The sequence below is a fragment of the Eggerthella sp. BIOML-A4 genome (assembly GCF_009875575.1).
Taxonomy (GTDB): domain Bacteria; phylum Actinomycetota; class Coriobacteriia; order Coriobacteriales; family Eggerthellaceae; genus Eggerthella; species Eggerthella lenta.
The window spans coordinates 142,163-166,728 of sequence record NZ_WWRX01000002.1 but is presented as its reverse complement, the minus strand read 5'-3'; the positions used below and the strand labels follow the sequence as shown (position 1 = coordinate 166,728).

Here is a 24,566-nt window from a genome sequence, read left to right as displayed (position 1 = left end):
CCGGCTGGTACGAATGGGTAAGAGGGAAGACAAGATAACGCGTGCCGCGCATATCAAAAGGCATACGCGCGGCACGTCGAACGAGATATCGTTCAGCGTGCTCGACGCGGCAAAGAACGCGCTGGAAGGCGATGACGACGGCCTGAAGCACAGGCCAGGCCGCATCTCGCTCTTCACTCTTCCGGGCAAGCGGAAAAAGCCTGCTCCCACGCCGACCAAGGAACGTGGATTGCCGCTTTCAACTGGCGGTTTCGTGTCGGTTGATGATAGTGGACCGACGTCGAAACTTGGAATGATCGCTCCGCCGTCGCGTTCGTCCGGCTCGACGGAGAAAAACCCATCCACGACCCTAGCGGTTGCCCCTGTCAAACCAAAACGCTCTCCCGAAGAAGAGATAGCCCTCCGCAAAGCGCGGCGTCGTCTGAGCAAATGGCTTGCGATTGCGGTGGTCGTGGTGGTGAGCGCCGGCCTGTTGAGTGCGGGAGGCGTGTACCTCTATCGCGATTATCAAACCCAACAAGGACACGTTGCGGTACTTGACGATGCGTTGCTGCTCGTCAAAGAGGCTGACGAGACCATAGAAAAGCTCGATGAGGTAGTGAAGAATCCTTTTGCTGATGGAAGCGATGAACAGCGTGTTGATATCCAAGCGCAGCTCGAGGATGTCGAAGGAAAGCTGCAGGATGCTGATGAAAAAGCGCGCACTGTCTCGCTGGAGCTGAACGGTGCTCGCGAGAAGGAGGCTGCGAACCAAACGGTAGCGGCGATCGCAGCGCGCTACATGCTTGTCGAACAGGGCCAGCTTCTCATGAACGCCGCGACGGAGGCTCAGCTCGCCGCCGAGCAGGTGGATCGTGCTTGGAAAACCGTTTTGAAAGGCGACGATTTGGCGCGCCAGGCCGCTCAGCTGGTCACCGAGACGACGGCTGAAAACGTCGAGGCGTCTAAGAACAAGACGAAAGAAGCGCTGGCTGCCTTCGATGAGGCTTATCAGGCTTTTTCGGACGTTCAATCGACGTATGCGTCGGCTGATTTCTCGCAGTACTTCGATTATATTGGCAAACGTCAGGAATCGCTCGGTTATGCCATCGCGTCGGACGATGCGATTCTGGCAAAGAACAAGGAAGAAGCCACGGCTCAGAACAATGCTTACAACATCGCCGATGCCGAAGCGGCGGTGCTTGCGAAATCGCTTCCCGAAGATCCTGCGGTCATCATCGACGAAACCTTCGCAGAAGCCACGGCGGATGTTGCAAAGGCCTATTCAACAGCACGTTTACAAGCGCGCAGCGCAGACGCTTTTATTAGTGATTATTTGGGTGCGGAGAGCAAATAGCGTATACTTGCATTATGTGTGCCTTGTAGAATCATCAACGAAAGGCAAAAGAGTATGCCGGACATACTAGATCACGTCGCATATCTATCACAGGAAATCGGACCTCGTCCTGCGGGGACTGAAGAAGAGCAGCAAGCGGCGTTGTACATTACCGAGCAGATGCAGAAGGATGCGGGTCTTTCCGCAATCATAGAAGATTTCAGCGGAGCTCCCGGAGCCGAAGCCCCGCGCGTTATCTGCTGCGCGGCTACGCTGGTAGTCACTATTCTTGCACTGTTTTTGCCAGCGGCGGGTGTAGTGTCCATCGTGGTCACGCTGTTAGCGGCTCTCCTGTTCGCCGCCGAGGTGTTCAACCGACCCGTGCTGTCCCGCGCTTTCGCACGAGGTGTCAGCCAGAACGTCGTGGCGAAGTACGAGCCCGGCTACTCGGCCGAAACGGGCGGATCGCGTCGGCGCAAGGTGATCGTGGTGTCGCGCTACGACAGCGGCAAGGTGAACGCCGAGCTCAACGGCCCGCTGCTCTCGATTCTTCCCATCCTGCAATGGGCTACGTTCGGCGCCATGGTATTCCTGCCAGTGCTGCTGATCGTTCGTAACGTGGTATTCCTCAACGCCGAAGGCGCTACCGCCATCGTGTTGAACGTACTGGCGTGCATCGCGCTGGTTCTGGTTGCTTTGCCCCTGGTGTTCGCACTGCTGCACAAGCTGGCTTCGTATAACGAAGGAGCGAACTGCAACGCCGCGGGCACGGCTGTGATGCTGGAAGTCGCACGCCGTGTAGGCCGAGGCCGTGTGAGCGAAGCCGAGCTGGCCGCGAACGCCGATGCTGCGATCCACGGAGAAGATGCGGCGCGCAAGGCGGGGTTGGTTCCTGAAGGCGCGCAGCTGGTGTACGAAGCCGCTAACGTGAAGCCTCCTGCGCCTGCTCCGCAGACTCCCGAAGCACGCCTGGCTGCAGCGAAAGCCGCCATCGCCGCGCTGTCAGGCAAGCCCGTTTCAGGGGTTACAGCGTCGGATATCGCTCAGAACCTCGTCCAGATCAAAGAACCCCCGTTGCCTGCGGCTACTGACGAAGGCTATCGAGAGTTGCGCGACGAGACGCGCGAAGCGTTGTCCAGCATTCCCGAGGATACCATGCAGGAGGCTCTGGCGAACGCCGAGGCTGCAGCTGCCGAGGAAGCTCGCCGCGCCGCCGAGGAGGCGGCCGCCATCGCGGCGGCCACGGCCGGCATGGCGGCATCGTCGTACGATGCCGTGAGCCAGGCGGGTGAAACGAGCAACGGGGTTCCGGACTGGTTCAAGAAAGCTCAGGAGAAGGCGAAGAAGCCTCGTAACGCAGACAAGCCGGTGCAACGCTCTCGTTTCGCAAGCGCTCTTGATGCAGCCGACAGCGAAAGCGCCGGAAGTTTCGCCGAGGTGAGCAAGCCCTCGGATCGTGGAACGGCGGATGTATCCGATTCCGGTAGCAACGATTCTCTTGATGTGCAGGCTCCCCAATGGCACATGACGGAAGCAAGCGCTGCGGACGGTTCGCAGCGTCTCTCTGACGATGGCGATTACGAGGTCCCGTCCGGCGAGGAGGGCTTGCAAGCTCCGTCGAGCGCCGCGCACGAGGCTGCCGTCGAGGATGCTCAAGGCGATCCGTTCTCGACAACCGCCATGCCGCCTATTGACGTAAGCGGGCTTCGTCTGGATGACATGCCGCCCATCAGCGATGTTCCCATGCCCTCGTTCCTGGATCCGCGCAAGGTGCAAGAAGAGGCCCGCGCTGCTCAAGCCGACATGCAGCGCTCTGGCAACCGAGTGGACGTGACGGGCGCCCCTATCGGCGCAAGCGGACGAATCGACGTCGACATCGAAAGCTACGAGGTTTCCACCGAGGAAGCCGTCCCTCAGGCCGAAACGTCTGCCCATCGGCCTATCGTGTTGCCTGATATAGGAGTTTCGGCTACGAATCTGCCTCCCATATCAGAGCTGCCGAAGCAACGTGCTCCGTTGGCAGATGTTGAGACGTCTGGTAAATCTGCCGCGAAGAGCCTGCTGAGCATGCTTCCCTCCATCGACGTGAGCGGCGATTCGACGGAAAGAGTATCGGGGGAAAACGCCACGAACGCGAGCGGCGATTCGGTTGAGAAGAAGCATTCGCTCCGCTCGATGCTGCCATCGCTTTCGGGTTCGATCAGCCGCGCCGATGCGTCAGAGGGCAAAACTTCGAACGTCAGCGCAGCAGGCGCGTTCGTTCCTGCGGGAGCGACGGGCACGTTCGCGCCTATTGGCGATGAGCTGCTGGATAATGTCGACCCTGAAGATATCTACATCGACGATGCTGATGATTCCGCTTACGAGCAGAACTTCACCGAGTCGGGAGCCTTCGCCGGCCCCGGGTACGTGGAAATGCCCAAATCGCGCGTTCATCGTCTGTTCGACCGTCTGCGCCGTAAGAGCAAAGACCAAGAGCCTTCGCCTCAGGAGTGGCTTGAAGTGGATGAGTCTTTCGATGCTCGCACGGTGGGAGCTGAGCGCGGCGGCTGGGAAAGCTTCCGAGAGGATGAGGGAGTCGTCGATCCCGGTGCGACAACGCAATTGGATCCCTACAACGCGGACTACGAGAACGGCCAGTACAATACGATCGAAGAAGACGGATTCGACGGCTCTTACGACTACGAGGGCGTTGACGAATACGATGACGGATACGGGCCTGACGAGCGTCGTCCTTGGCATGGCGGAGCTTTCTCGCCCCGTCGTATGGAGAAGGCTGAACTCGACCTCAACAGCGCTTCGAACGAATCGTCTGAATCCCTCGATTTCGATGATCCCGACGTCCCTGCCGAGCTCAAGCAGATATACCAGTTCCGCAACCCCGACATCAACACGGAAGTGTGGTTCGTCGCGCTGGGTTCGGAGCTCGCTCAAAACGGCGGTATGCGCGCATTCATCACCGAACATCAGCAGGAGCTTCGCGGCTCTATCATCATCGATCTCGACGGCTTGGGTGCTGGCGACCTCTGCATGATCGAGCAAGAGGGCATGTACCGGACGGTGAAGACGTCCTCGCGTATGAAGCGTTACATCAAGAAGGCTTCGCAAGCCACCGGTTTGAACGTGGGCGGCGCGCAGATCAAATGGAAGGACAGCGCTGCTTCCTACGCCATCAAACAAGGGTACCAGGCAATGCATCTGGTAGGCATGAACGGAGCGAAACCGGCGTTCTTTGCGCAAGGCGATGATGTGTTAGAAAACGTTGACGAGCAAACGCTTGAAACGAATGCCGACTTTGTTATGGAGTTGTTGAAGAATGTATAGGTGCCCCTATCCGTCCTCGGTGGGCGGTTTTCAGCCTGCCTTATAATACGGGTTTGTATGCGCTGGTTATTGCCAGGGTATGCCACGATAAGGTGCGGGATGAAAGCGTCCTGCTCAAGTACAGAACAGAGAGGTGTTTTTGCAGCCATGGCTATTGAAGCTTATTGTGTGAAATGCAAGGCCAAGAAAGAGATGAAGGATCCCGTTGAGAGCCTGACGAAGAACGGTAAGCCTATCACGAAGGGCAAGTGCCCCGACTGCGGTACCACGATTTGCCGTATCGGCGCTGCGAAATAACCTCGCTCTCACTGATGACGAAAAGGACGGCTTTGGCCGTCCTTTTTTTGCATTATGAAGGTGTTTCACGTGAAGCAATCAATGAGGATAGTAAGGGCGAGGAACGATCGAGGCGGATGAGGGGTCGGGTTCGGTCTTCGGCGGGCGATAACGGATGCTCTATCCGTATCAACATGTTTCACGTGAAACACTTGTCGCATTGTTGTGAGACTTTACGATTTATGTTTCACGTGAAACAATCGGCGCTCGCGATTTTCGACAGCTTCCTCGGAGCTGCGTTCGTCCGCTTGACGCATGAAGCATGAAGCGCAGACGAACGTAGCTCCGAGGTTTTCTTTCCCGCTAGATGGGAAAGGACGCGTCTTTTCCTACGATGGGGTTTCGCACGAAGGACAGCAGCTCGACAGATAGTCGGTTGCGTCCTGAAAAGCATTCAAAAGACCGTCGAGGTCGTCGTATCCCAAATGTTTGCCGAGCCCGTCGAAGAACCGATCAAGCGTCTGCTCGGTCTCTTTTGCCGTGCGCGCTCCCAAGTAGGTAAGGCTCAGCGATAGGCTACGCGCATCCTCGGTGGTGCGGTGCCGTTCGATGAAGCCGCGATTTTCCAGGTTTCTCAACACGCGCGATAACGTGCTGGGCTGCAAGTTCAGCTGCTTCGCAAGCGCGCCGGGGCGCAACGATTGCTGAGCCGCGCCCAGTTCCAGCAGAACGCGGGCTTCGTCATGGGTGATGCTGATGTGGGTGCTGAGGAATAGCGCGCATGCGCGATCAAGCTCCGTCGCCAGATGTAGGAGATGGCGGATGGTACTGTACGTTTCGCGCATGCTGCTCTCCTCCTACCCGAACCGGTACTCCACGCCCATCGTGGGCCGGGGGTTCTCCCACTTCTTGACGATGGTGCCCTCGCAGGCGATGCGGCAGGTGCCGCACTCCAGGCAGCCCGCGTAGTCGAAGGACTTCTTGCCGTCCTCGTCGATCTTGTAGAGCGCCGCCGGGCACACGCGCACGAGCTTCAGGAACTCCTCGTCGCCGGGGTCGTCCACGAGCTCGATGTGCGCGCTCTCCTCGTCCACCTCGTACTTGTCGATGGCCAGGTACTCGTCGACGTTGACCGTGATCTCCTTGACCTCGCTCACAGCGACTTCACCGCCTTCCGAACCTCGCCGGCCAGCTTGAACAGGCCGCGCTGCTTGACTATGGGCATCATGCGCTTCATCAGCGGCTTCTGGGGCTTCCCGTCCACGCTGAACATGGCGTTGAAGATGTCCTTCACCATGACGGGGTATTCCGTGAACATGCGGTCCCAGTTCTCCATGACGTGGGGCCACTTGCTGAAGGTGCGCAGGTCCTGGATGACGAAGGAGTTCTCCATCTTCGTCTTATAGGAGGCGAGCCCTGCTTCGCTCACGTCGCCCTTGTCGATGGCCTCGACCGCCGCCTCGCCCGCCATGCGGCCCGATGCCACGGCGAAGTCCATCCCGCGCACCTGGTAGCCCATGTTCATGCACAGGCCCGCCGTCTCGCCGGCCACCACGCAGCCGTCGAACACGTACTTCGGGACCATGCCGTAGCCGCCCTCGGGCACCATGTGGCCGGAGTGCTCGACGAGCTTCGCGCCGCGGATGATCGGCGCGACCGCCGGGTGGCCCTTGAAGTCCTCGAGCATCTGGTACACCGGCGTCTCGTTCGCGCCGTCGGCGGCCAGCGAGATGGTGGCCACGAGGCCCAGGCTGATCGAGTCCCTGTTGGTGTACAGGAAGCCGCCGCCGACCTTGCCGTGCGTGCAGTCGCCCACGAACAGCATGGCCGCGCCCTCGCCCTCCGGCACCAGGAAGCGGTCCTCGATCGTCTGCGCGGGCAGCTCGAACACCTGCTTGATCCCGACGGCCATCTGGGAGGGCTTCGGGCGGGGGTTGCCCAGGCTGCGCTCGCAGAGCAGGCTGTTCACGCCCTCGGCGACGATCGTCGCCTCGGCGGTGATCTCGTCCTCGCCGGCGCGCACGCCGACGACCCTGCCGGACCCGTCCTTCAGGAGCTCCTCGACCGCGATGCCGCAGATGTACTCCGCGCCCGCGTCCTCGGCCTTGGAGGCGAGCCACTGGTCGAAGGGCGCGCGCAGGACCGAGTAGGAGTCCTTGCCCTCCTCGGCGAGCTCGGGGCTCGTGAAGTCGATCGCCGTCTGCGAGGCCGGGTCCATGAGCGCGATGCGCTCGTGGGTGATCCTGCGCTCGAGCGGCGCTTCCCGCTCGAAGTCGGGGAACACCTTCTTCAAGCTGTGCGAGTAGATGCGCCCGCCGGTCATGTTCTTCGCGCCGGCGAAGTTGCCGCGCTCGACCACGAGGGTCGACTTGCCGGCCTTCGCGAGCTCGTAGGCCGCCACGGCGCCCGCGCACCCGGAGCCCACGACGATCGCGTCGAAATCGGTCTCAGCCACGTTCCTCTCCTCTCTCTTCCTTCTCTTTTTTCCAATACGGTAAGGGCGCCCTGCCCCCCGCATCGCGGAGGCGAAAGCGGCCACCCGAAGGGGGCCGCCTCTCTCCGTGGCATCCCTCAAGTTCTCCAAAGCCGCCCTGCCGTCCAAGGCGGGCGGCAGCGACGTGAATCGAAGGGAGGGTGCCCGGCGTGCCCACCAAGCGAGTTCCACAGCGAAGCGAGGACTGTCTGAGCGTCTGGGCATGCCGGGCACCCTCCCGGACAGGTTGAAAAGCCTACAGAGCCGCCGCCAGCCTCGGCAGGACGTCCTTCAGGTCGCCCACGAGGCCGTAGTCGCACTGCTTGAAGATGGGGGCGTTCTTGTCCTTGTTCACGGCGAACATCGTGCCCGCGCGGTTCACACCCACCATGTGCTGCATCTGGCCGGAGATGCCGATGCCCAGGTACACCTTCGGCGCCAGCATCATGCCGGACACGCCGATGTAGGCCTCTCGCGGCATCCAGTCCACGCCTTCGGCCAGCGGACGCGAGCAACCGCACTCGCCGCCCAGCTTCGCGGCCACGTCGCGCATGAGCTGCAAGTCGGCTTCTTCGGCGAACCCGCGCCCGCCGGCCACCACCACGCCGGCTGCTGCGAGGTCCACGTCGCTCTTCGGCAGATCCTTCGTTCCCGTCACGCGCAGGGCGCGAGCTGGGGCGGCGAAGGGAGCTTCCTCGACGGCGTCGGTGCCCGAAGCGGAGGCCTCGTCGAACACGCCGGCACCCACCGTGTAGATGGCCGTGCCGTTAGCCCTGCTCTTGCGCTGGCCCACGCCGCCGAAGTACATGGTGGTGGCCAGGTCGCCTTCGAACTCGATGACGTCGGTGATGGTCGCCGTGCCCATATGGGCGGCCAGCCTGCCGGCCAGAACCTTCATGGAACGGGTGGGCTCGACCAGGACGATGCCCGGAGCCTCGGCGTCCACGACGGAGTTCACGCTGGCGTACGCGTCGTCGATGGCGTTTCCGGAGGGAACGTCGATATGCACGGCCTTGTCGGCCACGCCGGTCAGAGCCTCGACGCCGGGGGCGATCAGCACCACTTCGTCGGCCATGCCGCGGGCGCCGGCGCACAGGGCGCGGGCGGCGGCGGAGGTTTCAGCGATAACGCATGCTTTCATGTCCACATCACCTTTCCTACAGGGCCGCTTTGAGGGCGGCCGCGAATTTCTCCAGATCGCCGTCGACCGAGGCGTCCAGCATTTCCATCTTGCGCTCGGCCTGCTGCGGCGCCTTGGTCTCCACGACGTCGACGACCGCGGCCTCCACATCGGAAGCGGCGTTCACGGAGGACGGCTTCTTGCCGGCGGCGAGGATGTCCTTCATGCCGGGGATGCGAGGCAGCGCGATGTCGGGGACCACGCTGATCACGGCGGGCAAGTCCACCTGCACGGTCTGCAACTGGGTCTCCAGCATGCGGTCGCACGTGGCGACGGCGCCCTCCACCGACACGGCGGACACGGCGGTGACCACGGGCAGGCCCAGCGCATCGGCCAGCTGCACGTCCACCTGCTGCGCGTAGTTGTCGGCGGAGCCGTCGCCGCACACGATGAGGTCGGCGGCGTCCAGCCCGTCTACAAGGCGCGCCAGCATGGCGGCCGTCGCGTGGGCGTCGAGGTCGGCGCAGGCGTCGTCGGCGATCATCACCAGCTCGTCCACGCCGCGGGCGAGAATGCCCTTCTTCAGCTTGGAGTCGTCGGCCTTCGCGTCGGCGACCGACACGCAGACGACTTTCGAGTCCGCGTGGGCGGAGGCGAGCTGCACGGCGGCCTCGATGGCGTTCAGGTCGTACGTGGACACGATGCGATGGGCTTTCGAGTCGTCCAGACTCCGGTCGGCGGCTACGACGATGTCCTGATCGTCGGCCAGCACCTTGATAGGAACAATGATGTTCATGGATGCCTTTCCTTTCTTCTCCTATCGTCCTGCCGTTCTGCGGCATGGACATGCCGGGCAAACTGCTTGCCTGTCGTTCCGAGCGTAAGCCGAAGTCGAAAGATCCCGTGCTGCGTTAACAGGGAGTGCTGCGGCTGGCGCCGCACGGGATCTTTCGGCTTCGCGCCTGCGGTGCTCCGCTCAGGATGACAAGGGTCAGTTCCCGTTTGACCGGCATGTCCATGCCCGCGGGCGTTGCCGCGACCCTCCCTCCAAGGCCGCGGCAACGGGCGAGCGGGGTGCTACTGCTGCGCCTTGGCGGCGGCAGCTTCGAACTGCTTCTCGAAGAAGATCTTCTTGGCTACGACGAGGTGGTACTCGCCGGTCTGCAGCACGTCGCCGTTCTGGTCGATCATCGACATCTGGATGATGATGACGCCGCGCTCGGGCTTGTTGTCGTCTTTCGCGACGATCTCGGACGTGGTGTACACGGTGTCGCCCACGGCCGGCATCTTCAAGAACTTCCAGTTCTTCGTGCCCTTGGTCGCAAGAATGGAGTTGTTCATCTTCGCCATCATGGGATCGGACGGGTTGATGGACGGCGTGAACGTATAGATCAGCATGTGCTGAGCCAGCACGGAGTCATGGCCGTGGGCCTTGCAATACTCGAGATCCATGTGGATGGGCGCCCATTCGCCGGAGATGCCGGCGAAGTTGAGTATGTCGGCTTCGGTGATGGTGCGGCCCGTGGTGGCCGGGGTCGCATGGTTCAGCGGCACGTCCTCGAAGAACCAGGTGTCCTTGAACTTCTTGTCGAAAGCAGCTTGCAGTTGCTCGTTCATGTTGAATTCCTCCTTCAGGATGATGGCGGGCGAGGGCTAGTTCTTCTTGGCGATGTTGTAGTAGCGCACGTTGTCCAGAACCAGCGTGCCGTCCTGGTCGATACCATGCACGGCCAGCTCGATGGTGCCCGTGCCGTCGCCGTTGTCCGTCTTGTCCGTGATCTCGCACTCCAGGTGGATGGTGCTGTTGAACTTCACCGGGGCCATGAACTTCACGTGCTTGAAGCCCGTGAGGTCTCCCAGCGTCTCGGCCGTGGCCGACCAGAACTCGGTGCGCTTCAACATGCCGCCGGCCAGCGTCAGCGTAAGGGCGCCGTGGGCGATGTTCTCGCCGTACATGCCGGTCTTCGCGAACTCATGGTCCAGATGAACCAGGTTGTAGTCGCCTGTGATCTGCGCGAAGTTCACCACTTCGGCGTTCGTGATGGTGCGGCCGCCGGGGGACTGGAACTTGTAGCCGACCTCGACGTCTTCGAAATACAAAGGTGCTTGCAGCATTCTGACTCCTCCTCAGTTGGTTGCGCTTCTTGTTCCGATGCGCGGGTCGCGCGATGCTCCGTGCGACCCGCGAAATCGTTTCGTGATGCAGTTAGAACTTGATGACGTACATGGAGCGATCCCAGGTGTCGCCCAGGCCGACGACCTTCTCCTCGGCCATCTTCTTGATCTCCTCGTCGGTGTAGCCGCATTCCTTCAGCACGACCTCGGTGTCGGCACCCACGGTGGGAGCAACGACCGGGTCGGGAGCGCCGGCCTCGCGGAAGTAGACCGGGGTGCGCGGCATCTTGATGACCTCGCCGCTGGGCATCTCGACTTCCTTCATAAGGTTGCCGGTCAGCACCGCGGGATCGTCGGCGACTTCGCTGAACTTCAGGCAGATGTCGTTGGGGATGTCTTCCTCGGTGAGGATGTCGCTCCACTCTTGCACGGTCTTGGTAGCGAACAGCTCGTCCAGCATGGGGATGATCTCGTTCGACTTCGCCAGCGCGGTCATGTAGTCGGGGTACTTCGTCACCAGCTCGGGGTCGAGGCCCAGGCGCGCCACGAAGCGCGGCCAGTCCTTATGCCACTGCAGGCCGGCAACCATGATCCAGCGGTCGTCCGAGCCGCGGTACATGCAGGAGAACGGAAGGACGTTCTCGCGGCCCTTCGGCCACAGGTTGTTGTAGGGCTTCTGGCCGGAGAGGATGGGCACCATCGCGCTCATCATGCCGGAGCCGTACAGGCTGCACGACACCTGGTCGCCCAGGCCCGTGCGCAGGCGGTTGATGTACGCGGCCATGATGCCGATGGACAGGTACAGGCCCGTGGGGATGTCGCCCTGCGCCTGGTAGGGCATGTAGGGATGCGCGCCCTCGGGAACCACGTCGGTGGTGAGTCCCGTGCGCGTCGCGTAGGCGATCATGTCGAAGCCGCCGCGGCTGGCCAGCGGGCCCGTGCTGCCGTAGCCGGTGGTGTTGGCATAGATCAGCGCCGGGAACTTCGCATGCAGCGTATCCCAGTCGATGCCCAGCTTGACCATATCCTTCTCGCGCATGTGGCAGATGAAGATGTCGGCCGTCTCCAGCAGCTTCCACAGCACGCCCATGCCCTCCGCCGTGCGCGTGTTCACCGCGATGTGGCGCTTGTTGCCGTTGATGGCGTCGTACAGCGGGGCGTCGCCGTTGTAGATGTTCTGCGTCATGCCCGAGCCACGGATGCCGTCGCCGGTCAGCGGCTCGATGCGAACGACGTCCGCACCGTATTCGGCCAGGATCTCGGCGGCCATCGGTGCCGCGACGAACGCGGACATGTCGACGACTTTGACGCCATCAAGAAGCTTCAAATCAGACATTGCTCGTTCCTTTCACTCGCTGCGGCCTCATGCGCGCAGCTGTTTCAAAATCATGTTTCGCGGAGCGCGGGGCTCCGCCGGGGCGGGGAGGTCGTTGCGGCCTTCCCGCCCTTTGCGGATGAGCCGTGTTTCCTACTTGCCCTGGAAGGGACGCGTGGGGCGCTTCTCCAGGAATGCCGACATCGCTTCCTTCTGATCCTCGGTGCTGTACAAGTGGGCGAACAAGGCCGATTCGAACAGCAGCGCGCGGTCGAGATCCATCTGCATGCCCTCGTTCACGGCCCACTTCACGTACTCGAGCGCCAGCGGCGGCTTCGCGGCCATCTCCTTGGCCATGTTCACGGCTGCGTCAAGCAGCTCCTCGGCCGGGAACACCATGTCCACCAGGCCCATGGCCAGCGCAGCCTCGCCCTTGTAGTGGTTGCCCGTCATCATGAGCAGCTTCGCACGGCTGGGGCCGATGAGGCGGGGCAGGCGCTGGGTGCCGCCAGAGCCCGGGATGACGCCCATGTTCACTTCGGTCAGGCCGATGCGTGCGCGCTCGGAAGCGAGGCGAATGTCGCACGCGAGCGCCATCTCGAAGCCGCCGCCCAGGCAGAAGCCGTTGATAGCGGCGATGACGGGAATGCGGCACTTCTCGATGCGGGTGTTCAGGCGGTTGCCCTCGATGCCGCCATGGTACGAGCCCACGACGTCCATCTGGATCTCGCCCTCGATGTCGCCACCGGCGCAGAAGGCCTTGCCGTCGCCGCCGGTCAGCACGATGACTCGAACCTCGGGATCCTCCTCGTACGCGTCGAACAGGTAGTACAGGTCGTCCATGATGTCCTGATTGATGGCGTTCAGCTTCTCAGGCCGGTTCAACGTGATGATGCCCACGCCGTCGCGCTTTTCGGCCAAGGTCGCCTTCAGCTCTCGTTCTGCCATAATGAAACTCCCTTTCTTTAATCTTCGCGATGCGACTCTTGCATCGCTTTCTCACTCTTTCGTTCCGGGTTCGCGTTCGGATAAGCTGGACACACGTTGCTCTATCAGTTCGCGTCTCCGGATTTTCCCCATTTCGTTGCGAGGCATGTCCTGTACGATTTCGTAGGTCTTCGGGCATTTGTATCCGCTCAGCTTGGTGTGGAGGAACTCTTTGAGACCATCCGTCGAAAACTCGCTTTCCGCGCCTTCGATCTCGAGAATCGCATGCACCCTAAGACCCCATTGCTGGTCGGGAATGCCTATAACCACAGCGTCGGAGATACCGGGATAGTCGAAAATGGCGTTCTCCACCTCGGCGGTGTACACGTTCTTCCCGCCGGTCACGATCATGTCCGAACGACGGTCGGAGATGTACAGGAAGCCTTCCTCGTCGAGCCAACCGAGGTCGCCGACGCTGAAGAACCCGTCTTCCTCGGATTTGATGGATTGCGGCCCCACGTACTTTGCGGAAAGCCCCATAGCCGGCTTGCCGAATATCTCGCCTACTTCGCCGCAGGGAAGCGCCCGACCCTCCTCGTCGCGTATCTGCAGCTCACAACCGAAGGGACGTCCCACGCTGCCGCGGTGCTCCAGCCATTCCTCTCCTCGTATGAACGTGCTTGCGATCATCTCGGTCTCGCCGTACATCTCGTACACTTTTCTCGCGCCGACGCGCTCGATCCAGGCAAGCTTCACTTTGTCGGGGCAGGGGCCGCCGCTGTGGAACACGGCCTCCAGGCTTTCCAGGTTTCTGGTTTGGAAGGAAGGATGGCGCATCATCCTGTCCATCATCGTGGGAGCCAAGCCTATGAATTGAATCCCATGCTTTTCGATGAGCTCGAGCGCCTGTCCTTCGTCGAAGCGTTCCATGAGGTACACGGTCTGCCCGAAGAACAGTCCGATGTACGTGGCATTGCTGTACAGGTTGTGAAACAGGGAACCGGGGATAAGCTGTTTCGACCAAGGGGTCTGCCCCGTCATCGCCGTCCAAGCCGACAGATCCATCTCGCAGTAGGCCGGCCTGACTTTTTGCACGACGAGCTTGGGTTTTCCCGACGACCCTCCCGTCGGGATAGCCCGCGAGGGCTCGCAGGCGAAGAACGGCAGGATCTCGGCTCCATGGGGGAACTCTCCTCGGATCCAGCTCCGCACGTCTTGCTGCGATATGCAATCCTCGTCGTCGCAATCCCATGTCGATATCAGCAGCTTGCGCTCGAACAGCGCGTGTATATGGTTGCGTTCTTCATCGGTTCCCTTGGGGGACATGAATACGCAACACGCTCCCAGCTGCCAGGCGGCAAGCGTCGCAACGACGTTCTCGTAACCGTTGGGAAGGGCTATGACGACGTAATCTCCCTGTTGAACGTTTCGATCATTGAGATGGCAGGCGACCTTCTCGATCGCCTCGAACAGCTCTCGACGAGACAACGCCCGTTCCGATCCGTCGCGGGAGACATCGACGAGAGCCGTCTCGTCCCCCCACTTTTCGGCAAGCTGTTGAAGCTGTTTCGAAAAAGCAACCTTGTCAATCGGTATGCCGTCACATCGATCCATCGCGTTACTCACCTCCTTCTGCAGCAGCAAGCGCTGCCCGTTTCCTCATGTGCGTTGAACGGGGCGGACGCGAGGCTTTCGTCAGCCCGCCCCTTGCTCGTTCTGGCGTCTTACCGGTAGCGCTTGAGGATCTGCGGAGCGGTGTTGAACACCATGACCTGGTCGGAACCGCCGGCAATGCGGGCGCTGCGGATGTCGATGTAGTAACGGCCCACACGATGGTCGCCCACCACGCCGATACCTGCCAGCACCTGGATGGCGTCGTCAACCACTTCGCAGGTGGCCTTGGAGCAGTAGTACTTGGCCATGCCGGCGAGGATGCGCACGTCCTGACCCTGATCGGCCTGCCAGCACAGCTTGTACAGCATGTTCATCATGTTCTCGATCTTGCAGGATATTTCCATGATCATCTCCTGCACCAGCTCGAAGCGGCCGATCTGCTGGCCGAACTGCTCGCGCTGGTTGGCGTAGGCGCAGGCATCCTCGAACGCATTGACCGCCGTGGCGATGACGCCGGACACGTTGGCGATGCGCTCGCGGGTGAAGTTCGCCATGGTCTGCATGAAGCCGTTGTGCTCGACGCCCAGGATAGCCGATCGGGGCACGCGCACGTCGTTCAGGAACACCTCGCAGATGCTGGTGGGGGCGTTCTCGTGGCCCATCTTGGGAAGCTTGTTGATAGTCACGCCGGGGGTGTCGCGATCGACCAAGAACATCGTCGCACCGCGATGGACGTTGTCAACCATCGGATCCTTGGCGATGACGATGATGGCCGGAGCTTCCATGCCGCAGGTGGTGTAGTGCTTGCCGCCGTTGATGACCGCGGTGTCGCCGTCCCACGCGTAGGACGTCTGCATGCCGGCAACGTCGGAGCCGGTGGAGGGCTCGGAGATGCCCAGGGCCAGCGGCGCGCCGCCCGCGATGTAAGGCTTCACGTACTTCTCGATCTGCTCGGGCGTGCCGAACTCGCACACGTCGTACATCGTGGGCATGCCCATGGAGTAGAACGCGGCAAGCGGGCCGCCGTAGCGGGAGATGGTGAAGTTGGCCAGGGCCACCGTCATGAGGTCGACGTCGGTGCCGCCCACTTCTTCAGGCAGGCCCAAGCCCGTGAAGCCGGCCTCGGCCATGGCCTTCCAAGCATCCCAGGGGAACTCGCCGTTGCGATAGCATTCGCGCTCCTTCTCGGCCGGCATCTCGCGCTCGAGAAGCTCTTTGATGCTTTCGATGAGCAGTTCCTGTTCCTCGGTCTTAGAGAAATCGATCATTTCTGTGCCTCCTTGGCGGTTGTTTTGCGCGGATCGCGGATCACCGGTATCCGCGCGGTTGAAAACGGTACTTCATCGGATCGCCGTCGCAGCTGGCGATCCGCTTTCCACTAACGGCGTCTCAGCTGTTACTCGGCCTTCTTCTTGGCGGCTGCGGCCTGGGCCATCAGCTTCTCCATGTTGTACTGATCCTTGTCCCATTGATCCTCTTCGGTCACGAGACCCTGCTCGCGCAGCTCGTCGATCTTCGCGTCGTCGAAACCGTATTCCTTGAGCACCTCTCGGGTGTACTCGCCCGGATAGCCGGAGGGACCGAACTCGGCCTCGCCCGACGAGAAGATGGCCGGAGCCTTGACGATGCCGATGTGCTTGCCGGAAGGATAATCTATGCCCTGGAAGAACCCGGCGTCCCAAGCCTGCTGGTCATCCTGCAGGTCGGCGAAATGCTGGCAGAGGTCGAACGGGATATCGGTGGTCATGAGCTTCTCGATGGCCTCGTCGCGCGTGACGTTGGCCAGCACCTCGGTGATGATCGGCGTGATCTCGGCAGAAGCGGCCAGCGCGGTCTGATAGTCGGGCCACTTGGCGATGAGGTCTTCGTCCATGCCGAAGGCATGCACGAACTCAGGCCAGGAATTGTGCCACTGCAGGCCCATCAGGGCGATGGCCTTCTCGTCGGAGCACATGTACGGACGGGCCAGGGGCAGCACGGAGTTCGGATCCGTGGGGTACTCGTCGCCGTAGGCGGCGGTCACGATGGGGACGCCCACGCTCCACATGCCGGCGTGCATGAGGGCCACGTTCACTTCCTGGCCCTTGCCGGTGCGCTGCTGCTCGATGTAGGCGGCCAGCACGGCCATGGCCAGATAGGTGCCCGTGGGGATGTCGCCGAAGCCGAAGTACGGGATCATCGGGTTGTCGCCCTTGATGGGGCAGTCCAAGTCGTAGCCTGCACGCGCGGCGTAGGAGGCCGCGTCGAACCCGCCGCGGGGAGCCCACTCGCCTTTGGTGCCGTAGCCGGAGGTATTGCCGCAGATGATCTTCGGATTGATCTTCGACAGGCTCTCGTAGTCCAGCCCCAGCTTCTTGGAATCCTTCGGTCGCAGATGCGAGAGGAACACGTCGCAGTCCTTCAGCATCTCTTTGAGGATGGCCAGCCCTTCGGGTTTGCGGGTGTCGAGCGTGATGCAGCGCTTGCAGGAGTTGATGGAGTCCCAACCGGCCTGGTCGCCGTTGTAGATATGGCGGGCAAGGCCGATGCCGCGGTTGCTGTCGCCGGTGGGAGGCTCGACCTTGATGACGTCGGCGCCCCATTCGCCCAGGATGCGTCCGCCCATCGGAGCCGCCATGAACGCGGCGATCTCGATGACCTTCATGCCTTCCAGAAGTTTCAGAGCCATGCGTTTCCTCCTCTTTCAAAAGGACTGTAGTGTGACGGGCGGTCCGGTTGTTTCCGGTGCCCGCCGGCTGCGGGGCTCGTGCCCCGCAGTGGAACCAAACGGGTGGCGCGCAGCGCATTCCGCGCAAAGCGCCGGGTGGCGCGTCTGATTTACGCCTTCGGCATCCACATGGCCTGAACCTTCTTGCCGGTCTTGAAGGCCATGATCATGGAGATCAGGCAGACGACGATGAAGCAGAAGATCATGATGAGGGCGGGCGTGAAGCTGCCCGTCGCATCGTAGATGAAGCCGTACGCCGGGATGAGGATCATGGAGCCGATGCCGGTGGCCATCATGACGATGCCGTAGATGGAGCCGAATTCCTTCTGGCCGAACAGCGTGCCCAGCACCAGCGGGCCGATGACGCCCAGCGTGGCGGACAGGCAGCCGTAGAAGAACAGCGATCCGAAGAACATGTACAGGTTCGTGCGGAAGAAGATGAGGCCCAGGAGGGCGATGAAACCGCACGCGCACGCCACCATCGTGGCCTTGAGGGGGCCCAGCTTGTCGGAGATCGTGCCGAACACGACGGCGGCGATAGCCGTGCCGATCATGTACGCCGTCATAGCGAATCCGCTGGTCACGGTATCGAAACCAGCTTCGATAGCCAGGGTGGGAACGATGGAGGCGAACGCCAGCGTTCCGGTGAGCAGAACCATGAAGATGAAGAAGAACCAGAACGTGGGGGTCTTCAGCGCTTGCTTGGACGTGAGGCCCGGCAGGTTCTTCGCGGCCTCGGCGGCGGCTTTCGGATCGGCGTTCTTGGCGGCTTCGATGTCGGCCTCGGTGGCGCCGAGGGGCAGCTGCCCCTTCTGCTCGGGCGTGCGGAACCAGATGAGCACGGCCGGGATCACGATAACCAGCGCGAGCACGCCCAGCACGATATAGCCCATGCGCCAGCCGTTCGATGCGATGATGGAGGCGACGACCGGCGAGAGAACGGCGGAGCAGATGGCCACGAAGCTCATCATGATGCCCATGGCCAGGCCGTTCTTATCCTTGAACCAGCGGTTGATCATCATGGGACCCACCAGCTGCGTGGCGAACACCGAGCCGAACGCCATGATGCCGGCCAGCGCGTAGAAGCCCCACACCGCGTCGACCAGCGACAGCGCGGCGAAGCAGCCCGCCTGGATGGCGACGGCGACTACGGTGATGATGCGGATGTCGAACTTGTCGAGCAGGCGACCCGCGAACGGGCTCCAGAACATAGTGATCAATGCCGAGATGGACGACATCATTGCCACTTCGCCCACGCCGATGTGCATGTCGGCGCTGATAGGCTGGAAGAACAAGCCCATGCCGCTGTTGATGCCGCCACGGCACAGACCCATCATCAGCAGAACGCCGATGAGGACGAACCATGCGAAGTGGATCCCCTTCTTTTTGGCTGTAGTGGTAGCCATGTTTACCTCCTGTGTGCGTTCGGTCGCAGGGACCGTCCGCGATTCAGTTACGATTCTTGCGGATCGATATCCACCGCAGACCGTGCTTCGCCCTGGCCGCTATGAGGCGGTCCTGGTGAAAACGATGTTCAGTGGAGTGACGCTGAGCCGTGCCCTCGACTTTCGCGTCGCCTTCCGGGAGGCGGGATGCGGAACCTAACTACCGATAGGAGATCGGAGGAAAATATGCGACCGCTTGCCGAACTCTTGCTGAGATCGGCTGGTGTTCGTATACTTTTGGCAACGATCTGGTGAGAAGGATCGGTTGTTAGGGGCATCCGGAGATCCTCCGGGAAGGTAGGACGTCAACGTCCTGCCTTCACCCCCTTTCTCTCCTTACTTCGGGCACAACGATACAAGGCAAGCGCGACCCGACAAAGGGCGCACTTCCCCCGAGGGGCACCAACTTAGGAAAGGAAGATGAAGAGCTTGGTTGCCGAGGCGTCTCCGTAGTTTGCGGAGGAATACGCAACGCGGCGAGTATTCAAGAACGAGGCGAACAGCGCGGAAGTCTTCGGCAACGTGAAGCTGGAGAAGAAGCGCTTGAACTGGCGGGGGCAGACTTTGCGGTTCCAAGCCCATTTGCTCATGAGCATACCCATCTTCGCTTGGCGTAAGCGTGGGTTCCGCTTGATGTAGGATTTGACGTTCAGCTCAAACATCAACACCATGTCCTAACATTCCCCGTGAATTCGTCAAATTATGACGACTTCCAGTAGTTTAGACGGTAAAACATTTAATGTCAACCACGTTTAGCATGGTGAATCGACATCGGTGCTCGTTTGCTTCCTCTCGTTGTCGTAGCAGCTGTTTGACCGGGGATTTCATTAGATATCCGATAAAATATTATCTGCTTCATTCGATAGGCAATCTGCTTGATTGGTAGCCGCCGCGGTACAATATCGCATCATGGAAGCGGCGAAGGAGAGGTTTGGAAAAGAAAGCCACCTTATTCGAGTACGTGTATCGTCAGCTTGTCAGCGACATCGAGCAGGGTGCGCTGCGCTATGGCGATGCGTTGCCGTCGCTGCATGACTTGTGCGATCGATTTCGGGTGGGCATCAGAACCATCCGCGACGTGCAGCGTGCTTTGAAGGCCGACGGGTACATTGTCGTGGAGGAGCGAAAGCGCGCTGTCGTGGCGTACCGTCCGGCCGATGACGCGGATGACGGTCGCATCCGTGCGCTGCTGGCGCGTCGCGAGGTGGTTGCCGATTGCTACAGAACCCTCGAACTGGTCATGCCCCCGTTGTTCCACTTAGCCGCTCGATGCTGCTCTGACGAGGATCTTTTCGCTTTGGCTCAGGATGCGAAGCGCGTTGATCGCTCTGGCGTATCGGAAGGGTGGCGCATATCGCACGCATCGATTGTTTTGCACGGCCTGGTGGCAAAGGCAGGCAACCCGTTGTTCACGTCGTGCTTCGCAAGCTTGGAGCGCATCGGTCTGGTGCCGGTGGTTCCGGGTTTCGAAAGCCCTTTTGCCTCGCGTGCGGTCGACGTCGACGGGGGTTTGATGACGTGGATGTTCTCCTCTCTGCTTTTGCGCGATGCTGATGAGGTGCAGTATCGGTTCGGTTGCATGTATCGCGGCGTCGCGCAGCGCGTCGGGGCGTATTTCGACGCGCTCGAGAACGCATATGCCCCCGCCGTGGACATCGGATCGTTCGGGTACGCGTGGAATGCGAAGGCCGGGTTGGAATTCGTGCACGGACAAATAGCTCGCAATCTTGTGGAACGCATCGTTCGGGGGGAATTCGTCGACGGCCAGCTGCTTCCTTCCATCGCCGAGCTGTCGGCGCAGTATGGAGTCTCCGCTTCCACGGTGCAGAAAGCGTACGGCGCGCTCAACGTCATAGGCGTCGCGCGCACCGTCAACGGGTTGGGCACGCGCGTGCAGTTGGGCAATGCGACGTTCAGCGAGCGCTGGCTGGAAGATCACTCGTTCAAGAGAGATGTGGGCACGTACGTCCATGCGGCGCAGATGATGTGCGCCGTGCTGCCTGCTGCATTGAGCCGCGTGCAAGGTCATGCGGAGGAGGTGGCCTCTTCTGCGGAACGCGCCCTCGCGGTCGAGGAGGGGGATTGGGCGGTGTCGAAGGCTCTCATGACGGGTTTGATCGAATGCACGGAGCCTTGCGCATTGCAGACGATTCTGCGGGAGCTGAACGATTTGCTGCGCTGGGGAGCCTTCCTTACGCTGTTCGCGGCTTCGCGAGAAAGCGCGTCCGCTCTCTCGTCTCTCGAAAGCATCGCTCTCGGGCAGGCGCGCAGAGCCGACGACGAGGGGTTCTCCCAATCGATGACCGCGTATTACCGCCTTATGCTCCAGTCCGTGCTCGCGTTTCTCGAGAGGGCGGGTATGATTGACGTCGACCGCACGATCGTGCCCTAGGACCGCGGCGGGCTCCGACGGTTTACCTCCTTCCCAATAGGGTGCTATACTCTGACACCGCATGCAATAAGGCTATGTTTGATCAGGTATAACAATTTCTGCACTCAGGCAGGTCGGTTTGATCGAGGGGATGTCGATGGCTCAGAGATTGGCTGACGCATGAAGCGAGCGCCGAATGCGCGCTGGACGCGCATCTTCGGGTTGGCGGGTTTGCTGACCCTGCTTCGCCGCGTGCGGCGCCGGGCTGATGCGAAGGAGCTGGCCATCGAGAGCCGCGAGCAGCTGTTCAGCATGCTGGTGCGCAATGCCGACGATATCTACGTTATGTTCTCTCCCGATGCGTACGAGGTCGAATACGTCAGTCCCAATGTGGAGAAGCTTTTGGGCGTGTCGGTCGAAGCGGTGAAGAACAACATACGAGCGCTGTCGGATTCGGCGGCCGATCCATCGTCCGACCCTCGAATCGATGACATTGCGTCGTTGGAAGAGGGCGAGTGCCTTCAAGTGTTTCGCGAGCGCATTCAAGCGCGCACAGGAGAGCGTCGCTGGTACCAGGAAACGTTGTACCGGGAATCCATCAAAGGGGTGGATAAGTACGTGCTGGTGCTGTCCGATCGCACGAACGAGCAAAAAGGAAGTTTGATGCTCGAGCAGGCGCTCGATATCGCGCGATCGTCGAACGAGGCGAAGAGCCAGTTCCTTGCGAACATGTCGCACGACATACGCACTCCTATCAACGCCATCGTGGGCATGACGAAGATCGCATGGGAAAGCGGCGAGGCCAGCGAGAAGATAGCCGGTTGTCTCGATGCCATCACCGCGTCGTCTCGTCATTTGCTGGAGCTTATAAACGACGTTCTGGACATGTCGCGCATCGAAAGCGGGCAGATGGAGCTTCAGGAGCGTCGGTTCGACATCGATGACGTCGTGGGCGGGGTAGAGGCCATCATCCGTCCTCAGGCTCAGGCGAAGAGCCAAGAGCTGCGCATCGATTGCTCGAAGATGAAGCATAAGGCGTTCTCGGGAGACGAGCTGCGCATAAGCCAGATCCTTTTGAACCTTGCGTCCAATGCGGTGAAGTACACGCAGGAGGGCGGCACCATAGCCCTCGTCGTGCAGGAGCTGGCGAAAACGCGGCCCAGCTATGCGAGCGTTGCTTTCACGATAACCGACAACGGCATGGGCATGTCGCCGGAATTCGTCGAGCGTATTTTCGATCCGTTCGAGCGCAGCGAAGAGGTGTCTATCGCGCGGATACAGGGAACCGGGTTGGGGATGTCCATAACGAAGGCGCTGATCGACGCCATGGGCGGCATTGTCGAGGTCGACAGCGAAAAAGGACGAGGCAGCTCGTTTCGCGTGACATTGGAACTTCGCGTCGTCTCGTCGGCGGATGCTTGTCCGCCGCTTGAAGTCGTGCCGGAGAGCACCTCCTATCGATTCGAGGGCAAGAGGTTTCTCCTGGCCGAGGACAACGACTGAACGCTGAGATACTGATAGAGCTTCTCGGCTGCCGCGGCGCGAAGGTGGAGTGGGCTGAGAACGGCGAAAAGGCGATCGATGCATTCTCGAAGCACCCGGCAGGATATTACGATGCGGTGTTCATGGACGTGATGATGCCGGTGATGAACGGCTACGAGGCAGCGCGCGCTCTGCGCGCTTGCAGCAGCGCCCGCTCGGAAGAAGTGAAGATCGTCGCGCTGACGGCCAACGCATTTGCCGAAGATGTGAAGTCCGCGCTCGATGCGGGCATGGATGCCCATGTGGCGAAACCGGTCGACATAGACGGGCTTGCATGCGTGCTCGGAAAGGTTTGCGGCTGAACGACGCGACGGGCAGCGTGCGAACCCCGATGTTTCACGTGAAACATCGGGCGGTTTGCTCGTGATGCCGTATGCGCAGAACCGTTGCGCGGCCAGCTCTTCGAGGGTAACGCCTGCATGATGCACGAGCAAGACGGCAGCGGCAAGAGGGCGCCGCGCCGGCCCGCTAGGCTCGGGCGGCTTCCTCTTCCATGGTCACGCGGTCTGCTGCGGAGCCTTCGTCCTTTCCCAGGCTGCGGATCACGCTTGCCACCATGAACGCCGCCACCACGATCATGACGCCGTCGGACAGGGCCGATGCGGCCCATACGCCGTGGATGCCGAGCCCTGCGACGTTCGGCAGGATCAGCACGAGCGGGACGAACAGGGCCACGGGTCGCGCGAACGTGAGGATCGCCGCCTTGCCGCCTTGTCCGAGCGCTTGCAAGAGCGTGATGCCCATGACCATGGGGCCTGCAACCAGGTAGGTGGAGAAGAACACCCTGAAATCGTCGGCGCCCATCGCAGCGACGGCCGGGTCGGAGACGAGCAGCGACAGCGTGGCTTCCGGCGCCAGCATCGCGGGTACCCAGAACAGCAGCGCCAGCGCCATCGAGCCCAGGCAGAAGACGATCGTCAGCTTGCGCACGCGACCGTAGAGTCCGGCGCCGTAGTTCGTCCCGGCCGCGGGCTGCAGGCCGTTGCTCATGCCCCACAAAGGGATGAAGGCGAACGCCTGGATGCGCAGCGCGGCTCCCAGCAGCACCTGCCATTCCGCGCCGCCCCATGCGGCGGCCGCGCGGTAGGCGATGGCTTGCTGCACCAGCACGAGCACCTGCATGAGCATGGCGGACGCGCCCACCTTCAGCACTTCGGGGAGTATCGCGGGCGAAACGGCCACGCGGACGATGCGCGCCGTCTTCTCGCGCTTGACGAACCACCACAGCATGACGCCCGCTTGGATCATCTGCGTGATCACCGTGGCGCAGCCCGCCCCCTGGATGCCGAGCCCTTGGTCGCGCAGGGCCAGGATGAACAGAGGGGCCAGCACCATGTTGAGGACGGCGCCTCCTCCCATGATGGCCATGGCCCGCGCCAGCTCGCCTTTGCCGCGCATGACCATGTTCGAGCTTTGCGCGAAGTTCACGAACAGGCTGCCGACGAGCATGATGCGCAGGTAGGATTCGGCCAGGTCGAGGACCTGTCCCTGTGCGCCGGTGAGGGCCAGCAGCGGGCGCGCGAACACCGTGCCGACGATCGTGACGGTGAGCGACAGCACCAGGTTCATGACCACGAGGTTGCCCATCACCTGGTCGATGGTGCGCTGGTCTTTCGCGCCGATGGCGCGTGACAGCACCGAGGCCGACCCCATGCCGATCATCGAAGCGCCGCCGGAATTGATGAACGTGAACGGGTAAGCCACGGCTACGGCTCCCATGGCCTCCATCCCGATAAGCTGTCCTGCGTACACGGCGTCCATGAACGTGTACAGCCCGATGACCGCCATGCCGACGATGGCAGGCAGGCTGAGCGACATCATGAGCTTGCCGGGCGTTTGCGTGAGCATGAGCGTGCGTTTGTCTTGCTGTAGAACCTGTCGAGCCATGAGCTTCCTCGCTTTCCTTGTCGGGCATAAGCCGCCCGAATGCCGGGAGCGGGTCTGCTCGCTATATGTTAACCATGTCTAACTTACTTGTTGTCTCCGACTCATGCAAGTGCGGAATAAGAATGTATGTAGATT

21 protein-coding genes are annotated in these 24,566 nt (G+C 61.3%); 6 read left to right on the top strand and 15 right to left on the bottom strand.

Annotated features, from left to right (window positions below; all coding sequences use genetic code 11):
- The first annotated feature begins 13 nt into the window (after positions 1 to 13).
- From GT613_RS02500 to GT613_RS15280, 3 genes are all read left to right on the top strand, one after another.
- Complete coding sequence (locus tag GT613_RS02500) at positions 14 to 1,336, top strand: hypothetical protein (protein WP_114556646.1); 1,323 nt, start codon at positions 14 to 16, stop codon at positions 1,334 to 1,336.
- Positions 1,337 to 1,477: 141 nt separating this feature from the next.
- Entirely contained in the window at positions 1,478 to 4,639 is a 3,162-nt protein-coding gene (locus tag GT613_RS02495) for an aminopeptidase (RefSeq protein WP_114550438.1), read from the top strand.
- Between the two features lie 147 nt (positions 4,640 to 4,786).
- The gene (locus GT613_RS15280; protein WP_009305565.1) at positions 4,787 to 4,936 is read left to right on the top strand and encodes a DUF5679 domain-containing protein; all 150 of its coding nucleotides are present in this window, start codon (positions 4,787 to 4,789) and stop codon (positions 4,934 to 4,936) included.
- Positions 4,937 to 5,304: 368 nt separating this feature from the next.
- Here the strand turns inward: GT613_RS15280 and GT613_RS02490 are convergent, their stop codons facing one another.
- From GT613_RS02490 to GT613_RS02425, 14 genes are all read right to left on the bottom strand, one after another.
- Positions 5,305 to 5,760 (bottom strand): MarR family winged helix-turn-helix transcriptional regulator, encoded by a 456-nt coding sequence (locus GT613_RS02490; protein WP_114552287.1) that lies wholly within the window; start codon positions 5,758 to 5,760, stop codon positions 5,305 to 5,307.
- A 12-nt stretch (positions 5,761 to 5,772) separates the two neighbouring features.
- A complete protein-coding gene (locus tag GT613_RS02485; protein ID WP_114538301.1) occupies positions 5,773 to 6,072 on the bottom strand; it encodes a ferredoxin family protein in 300 nt (99 codons plus the stop codon).
- Positions 6,069 to 7,370, bottom strand: a complete 1,302-nt coding sequence (locus GT613_RS02480; RefSeq protein WP_161172494.1) for an FAD-dependent oxidoreductase — start codon at positions 7,368 to 7,370, stop codon at positions 6,069 to 6,071. The genes GT613_RS02485 and GT613_RS02480 overlap by 4 nt, the downstream gene beginning before the upstream one ends.
- A 274-nt stretch (positions 7,371 to 7,644) precedes the next feature.
- The gene (locus GT613_RS02475) at positions 7,645 to 8,529 is read right to left on the bottom strand and encodes an electron transfer flavoprotein subunit alpha/FixB family protein (RefSeq protein WP_009305561.1); all 885 of its coding nucleotides are present in this window, start codon (positions 8,527 to 8,529) and stop codon (positions 7,645 to 7,647) included.
- A gap of 16 nt (positions 8,530 to 8,545) precedes the next feature.
- The gene (locus GT613_RS02470) at positions 8,546 to 9,304 is read right to left on the bottom strand and encodes an electron transfer flavoprotein FixB (protein WP_015761541.1); all 759 of its coding nucleotides are present in this window, start codon (positions 9,302 to 9,304) and stop codon (positions 8,546 to 8,548) included.
- A gap of 281 nt (positions 9,305 to 9,585) precedes the next feature.
- Positions 9,586 to 10,125, bottom strand: coding sequence for a MaoC/PaaZ C-terminal domain-containing protein (locus GT613_RS02465; RefSeq protein WP_009305559.1), 540 nt, complete (start codon positions 10,123 to 10,125; stop codon positions 9,586 to 9,588).
- Between the two features lie 36 nt (positions 10,126 to 10,161).
- Positions 10,162 to 10,623 (bottom strand): MaoC/PaaZ C-terminal domain-containing protein, encoded by a 462-nt coding sequence (locus GT613_RS02460; protein ID WP_009305558.1) that lies wholly within the window; start codon positions 10,621 to 10,623, stop codon positions 10,162 to 10,164.
- 91 nt (positions 10,624 to 10,714) lie between these two features.
- The gene (locus tag GT613_RS02455) at positions 10,715 to 11,959 is read right to left on the bottom strand and encodes a CaiB/BaiF CoA-transferase family protein (RefSeq protein WP_009305557.1); all 1,245 of its coding nucleotides are present in this window, start codon (positions 11,957 to 11,959) and stop codon (positions 10,715 to 10,717) included.
- Positions 11,960 to 12,091: 132 nt separating this feature from the next.
- Entirely contained in the window at positions 12,092 to 12,886 is a 795-nt protein-coding gene (locus GT613_RS02450; RefSeq protein WP_015761540.1) for an enoyl-CoA hydratase/isomerase family protein, read from the bottom strand.
- A 51-nt stretch (positions 12,887 to 12,937) separates the two neighbouring features.
- Positions 12,938 to 14,479 carry a class I adenylate-forming enzyme family protein gene (locus tag GT613_RS02445; protein WP_057384766.1) on the bottom strand — a complete coding sequence of 514 codons (1,542 nt, stop codon included), beginning with the start codon at positions 14,477 to 14,479 and terminating at the stop codon, positions 12,938 to 12,940.
- 110 nt (positions 14,480 to 14,589) lie between these two features.
- Positions 14,590 to 15,747 carry an acyl-CoA dehydrogenase family protein gene (locus GT613_RS02440; RefSeq protein WP_021408974.1) on the bottom strand — a complete coding sequence of 386 codons (1,158 nt, stop codon included), beginning with the start codon at positions 15,745 to 15,747 and terminating at the stop codon, positions 14,590 to 14,592.
- A 128-nt stretch (positions 15,748 to 15,875) separates the two neighbouring features.
- Positions 15,876 to 17,147, bottom strand: a complete 1,272-nt coding sequence (locus tag GT613_RS02435; RefSeq protein WP_009305553.1) for a CaiB/BaiF CoA-transferase family protein — start codon at positions 17,145 to 17,147, stop codon at positions 15,876 to 15,878.
- Positions 17,148 to 17,296: 149 nt separating this feature from the next.
- Positions 17,297 to 18,592 (bottom strand): MFS transporter, encoded by a 1,296-nt coding sequence (locus GT613_RS02430; RefSeq protein WP_009608932.1) that lies wholly within the window; start codon positions 18,590 to 18,592, stop codon positions 17,297 to 17,299.
- A gap of 446 nt (positions 18,593 to 19,038) precedes the next feature.
- Complete coding sequence (locus GT613_RS02425; protein WP_015761538.1) at positions 19,039 to 19,293, bottom strand: hypothetical protein; 255 nt, start codon at positions 19,291 to 19,293, stop codon at positions 19,039 to 19,041.
- A gap of 269 nt (positions 19,294 to 19,562) precedes the next feature.
- On the opposite strand from GT613_RS02425, the gene GT613_RS02420 reads away from it, so the two are divergent.
- The 3 genes from GT613_RS02420 (at position 19,563) to GT613_RS15405 (ending at position 22,846) form a co-directional block, all read left to right on the top strand.
- The gene (locus tag GT613_RS02420; protein ID WP_021408991.1) at positions 19,563 to 21,023 is read left to right on the top strand and encodes a GntR family transcriptional regulator; all 1,461 of its coding nucleotides are present in this window, start codon (positions 19,563 to 19,565) and stop codon (positions 21,021 to 21,023) included.
- Positions 21,024 to 21,182: 159 nt separating this feature from the next.
- Positions 21,183 to 22,505 carry a HAMP domain-containing sensor histidine kinase gene (locus GT613_RS02415; RefSeq protein WP_240132850.1) on the top strand — a complete coding sequence of 441 codons (1,323 nt, stop codon included), beginning with the start codon at positions 21,183 to 21,185 and terminating at the stop codon, positions 22,503 to 22,505.
- Between the two features lie 44 nt (positions 22,506 to 22,549).
- A complete protein-coding gene (locus GT613_RS15405; protein WP_370516066.1) occupies positions 22,550 to 22,846 on the top strand; it encodes a response regulator in 297 nt (98 codons plus the stop codon).
- Between the two features lie 166 nt (positions 22,847 to 23,012).
- On the opposite strand, the gene GT613_RS02410 is transcribed toward GT613_RS15405, so the two are convergent.
- Entirely contained in the window at positions 23,013 to 24,431 is a 1,419-nt protein-coding gene (locus GT613_RS02410) for an MATE family efflux transporter (protein WP_009305548.1), read from the bottom strand.
- Positions 24,432 to 24,566: the final 135 nt, after the last annotated feature.

What these genes read in the sequence shown, in the direction of transcription:
- GT613_RS02500 (WP_114556646.1), top strand. Translation starts at nt 14, where the DNA reads ATGGGTAAGAGGGAAGACAAGATAACGCGTGCCGCGCATATCAAAAGG.
- GT613_RS15280 (WP_009305565.1), top strand. Translation starts at nt 4,787, where the DNA reads ATGGCTATTGAAGCTTATTGTGTGAAATGCAAGGCCAAGAAAGAGATG.
- GT613_RS02490 (WP_114552287.1), bottom strand. Translation starts at nt 5,760, where the DNA reads ATGCGCGAAACGTACAGTACCATCCGCCATCTCCTACATCTGGCGACG.
- GT613_RS02475 (WP_009305561.1), bottom strand. Translation starts at nt 8,529, where the DNA reads ATGAAAGCATGCGTTATCGCTGAAACCTCCGCCGCCGCCCGCGCCCTG.
- GT613_RS02470 (WP_015761541.1), bottom strand. Translation starts at nt 9,304, where the DNA reads ATGAACATCATTGTTCCTATCAAGGTGCTGGCCGACGATCAGGACATC.
- GT613_RS02465 (WP_009305559.1), bottom strand. Translation starts at nt 10,125, where the DNA reads ATGAACGAGCAACTGCAAGCTGCTTTCGACAAGAAGTTCAAGGACACC.
- GT613_RS02460 (WP_009305558.1), bottom strand. Translation starts at nt 10,623, where the DNA reads ATGCTGCAAGCACCTTTGTATTTCGAAGACGTCGAGGTCGGCTACAAG.
- GT613_RS02455 (WP_009305557.1), bottom strand. Translation starts at nt 11,959, where the DNA reads ATGTCTGATTTGAAGCTTCTTGATGGCGTCAAAGTCGTCGACATGTCC.
- GT613_RS02450 (WP_015761540.1), bottom strand. Translation starts at nt 12,886, where the DNA reads ATGGCAGAACGAGAGCTGAAGGCGACCTTGGCCGAAAAGCGCGACGGC.
- GT613_RS02445 (WP_057384766.1), bottom strand. Translation starts at nt 14,479, where the DNA reads ATGGATCGATGTGACGGCATACCGATTGACAAGGTTGCTTTTTCGAAA.
- GT613_RS02440 (WP_021408974.1), bottom strand. Translation starts at nt 15,747, where the DNA reads ATGATCGATTTCTCTAAGACCGAGGAACAGGAACTGCTCATCGAAAGC.
- GT613_RS02435 (WP_009305553.1), bottom strand. Translation starts at nt 17,147, where the DNA reads ATGGCTCTGAAACTTCTGGAAGGCATGAAGGTCATCGAGATCGCCGCG.
- GT613_RS02430 (WP_009608932.1), bottom strand. Translation starts at nt 18,592, where the DNA reads ATGGCTACCACTACAGCCAAAAAGAAGGGGATCCACTTCGCATGGTTC.
- GT613_RS02425 (WP_015761538.1), bottom strand. Translation starts at nt 19,293, where the DNA reads ATGTTTGAGCTGAACGTCAAATCCTACATCAAGCGGAACCCACGCTTA.
- GT613_RS02415 (WP_240132850.1), top strand. Translation starts at nt 21,183, where the DNA reads ATGAAGCGAGCGCCGAATGCGCGCTGGACGCGCATCTTCGGGTTGGCG.
- GT613_RS02410 (WP_009305548.1), bottom strand. Translation starts at nt 24,431, where the DNA reads ATGGCTCGACAGGTTCTACAGCAAGACAAACGCACGCTCATGCTCACG.